This window comes from Streptomyces sp. NPDC060205 (genome assembly GCF_042728395.1).
In the GTDB taxonomy this organism is placed as follows: Bacteria; Actinomycetota; Actinomycetes; order Streptomycetales; family Streptomycetaceae; genus Streptomyces.
In genome coordinates, this window is sequence record NZ_JBHWZP010000604.1 from 1 (window position 1) to 2,160 (window position 2,160).

The 2,160-nt window shown below is 71.2% G+C and carries 2 protein-coding genes; one reads left to right on the forward strand and one right to left on the reverse strand.

Features of this window, described 5'->3' with window-relative positions; all coding sequences use genetic code 11:
• Positions 1–42 precede the first annotated feature (42 nt).
• A complete protein-coding gene (locus ACFWGJ_RS43410; protein ID WP_387334497.1) occupies positions 43–534 on the reverse strand; it encodes a DUF5709 domain-containing protein in 492 nt (163 codons plus the stop codon).
• 185 nt (positions 535–719) lie between these two features.
• On the opposite strand from ACFWGJ_RS43410, the gene ACFWGJ_RS43415 reads away from it, so the two are divergent.
• Entirely contained in the window at positions 720–2,084 is a 1,365-nt protein-coding gene (locus ACFWGJ_RS43415; protein WP_387334498.1) for an RICIN domain-containing protein, read from the forward strand.
• The last annotated feature ends 76 nt before the right edge of the window (positions 2,085–2,160 follow it).

Consider the following 2,160-nt stretch of genomic DNA (forward strand, 5'->3'; position numbering starts at 1 on the left):
GCCCGGGACCCTCGGGGCGCGGGCGGGACATGTGCGGTCGGATCAGTCCCGCCGCAGAGGTGTCGGCGGCAGCTCCTCCTCCTCGGGGATGAGATGGACCGCGGCCTCCTCGGCGCCCGCGGCCCCGCCGTCGATGCCGATGTCGGAGGCGACGGCCTCCTTGGTCCTGTCCCCGTGCGCGCCCTCGTCGGGCGCCACCAGCCGGCCCGCGCGCTCGTCGCCGGCCTCGGGGTCGGTCGCCTCGCCCTCCCCGTAGGGCAGGTCGCCGACGCCGTCGCCGGCCGGGACCTCCTCGTCGGGGACCTCCTGGCGCAGCCGTTCGTCGAGGCTCTCGCCCTCGTGCTGCTCGGCGGCCGTGGTGCCGCTCTTGGTGACGCCCAGCGGCTTCTCGGGCGGTGAATAGCCCTCGTCGAGCACATCGTCGTACGTACGTTCGTCCACCGCGTCCTGAAGATCCAGCGGCGCCGCGTCCGCCTGCTCCTCGTTGGTCCCCGTGGGCTGGTAGACGTCGTCGGCCATGTTGTCGTCGCTCATGTGCGGCCTCCCGGCGCGGTGATCGTTTCTTTCCCCGTAGGAGTAACGCGGTGCCCGGCATCCGCCCCGCGAAACACCGCCCTATTGACCGGTACATACCAACCCGATTGAGTGTCCCGCGCAGACCCCCCACATTCCCGGCCGCCGACCAGGCGCCGCCGCGCTGCCGAAGGGACCTCACCGACATGCCCGGACACCGCCCCCTGCTCGCCCTCACCGCCGCCGGAGCGGCACTGACCACCGCCCTGGCCGCCCCCTCCCACGCCGCGGAGGTGCCGACCGCGGGCGTGTTCTACGTGCAGAGCGCGGTCACCGGCCTGAACGCCGCCGACAGCGGGGGAGCGGTCGTCCAGCGCAACCCCAAGGGCAACGAGGACCGCCAGCAGTGGACGCTCCGGGCCAACGGCACCTCGTACGTCCTGGAGAACACCGACGCGGCCGGCAGCTGCCTGGGCCGGTCCGGTGGCCAGGCGAGAACGGTGGCCTGCGCGAGCACGGACGCCTCGTGGGAGATCACGTCGACGGGCACCGACCGCTACCGCCTCAAGGTGCCCGGCGCCGACCAGTACCTGACCGTCGGCGCCAAGACCTCCGGCGCCAACTACCCCGCGCAGCTCGTGGTCGGCGCGGCGGGCGACCCCGCCGCCTGGTACCTGACCCCCGTGACGTCCCCGGCCTCCCCGATGCCCTCCGCGGGTCAACGCACCCTGGACCAGGTCACGTTCCTCACCTCCCACAACGCCTATGCCAACGGCGTCGACGGCGGATTCGCGCCGCCCTTCGTCAACCTCGTCCCGAACCAGAGCCGGGGCATCAACCAGCAACTCACCGACGGCGTACGCGGATTCATGCTGGACATCCACCAGACCCCGGACGGCGCGATCCTCTGCCACAACAGCTGCACCCTCGTCAGCAGGCCGGTGGCCCTGAACGTGGACCTCCAGCGCATGGTCGACTTCCTGCGGCAGAACCCCGGTGAGATCGTCACGGTGTTCCTGGAGGACTATGTCGACCCGGGGGTCCTGCGCGGTGAACTGGCCAAGGTGAACGGCCTCTCCGACGTCCTCTACCGCCCGGACCTGACCGGCGTACGCGCCAACGGCTGGCCCAAGGTGGCGGACCTGATCGCCGCCAATGACCGGCTGCTCCTGTTCACCGACCACAGCCGCTCCGCCGACGAGTCCGCGGGGCTCACCCGGGACAGCTTCGGCGTCATGTACCAGCGCGAGTGGACCGTGGAGAACTACTGGTCCATGGGCTCGGGCCTCGGCAGCTCCGACTGGTCCTGCTACAGCCGCTGGTACGACGCGGGCACCAACGTCCCCCTGACGGCGACGGCGCCGCCCTTCCGCCCGCTCTTCGTGATGAACCACTTCCGGGACGCGGCGATCGCCTCGACCGCCACCACCGACAACACCAAACTCACCGACCGGGCCCAGCGGTTCTGCCAGCCCGCCGCCCGCAAGAAGCCCAACTTCCTCGCGGTGGACCGCTACGACCTGGGCTCACCGGCCTCGGCGGTGGCGACGCTGAACACGTACACGTACTGAGCGTGAACACGTACTGAGCAGGAACACGTACTGACCCGCACGCACGGCCGTATGCCGCTGCCCCCGGTTCGGGACC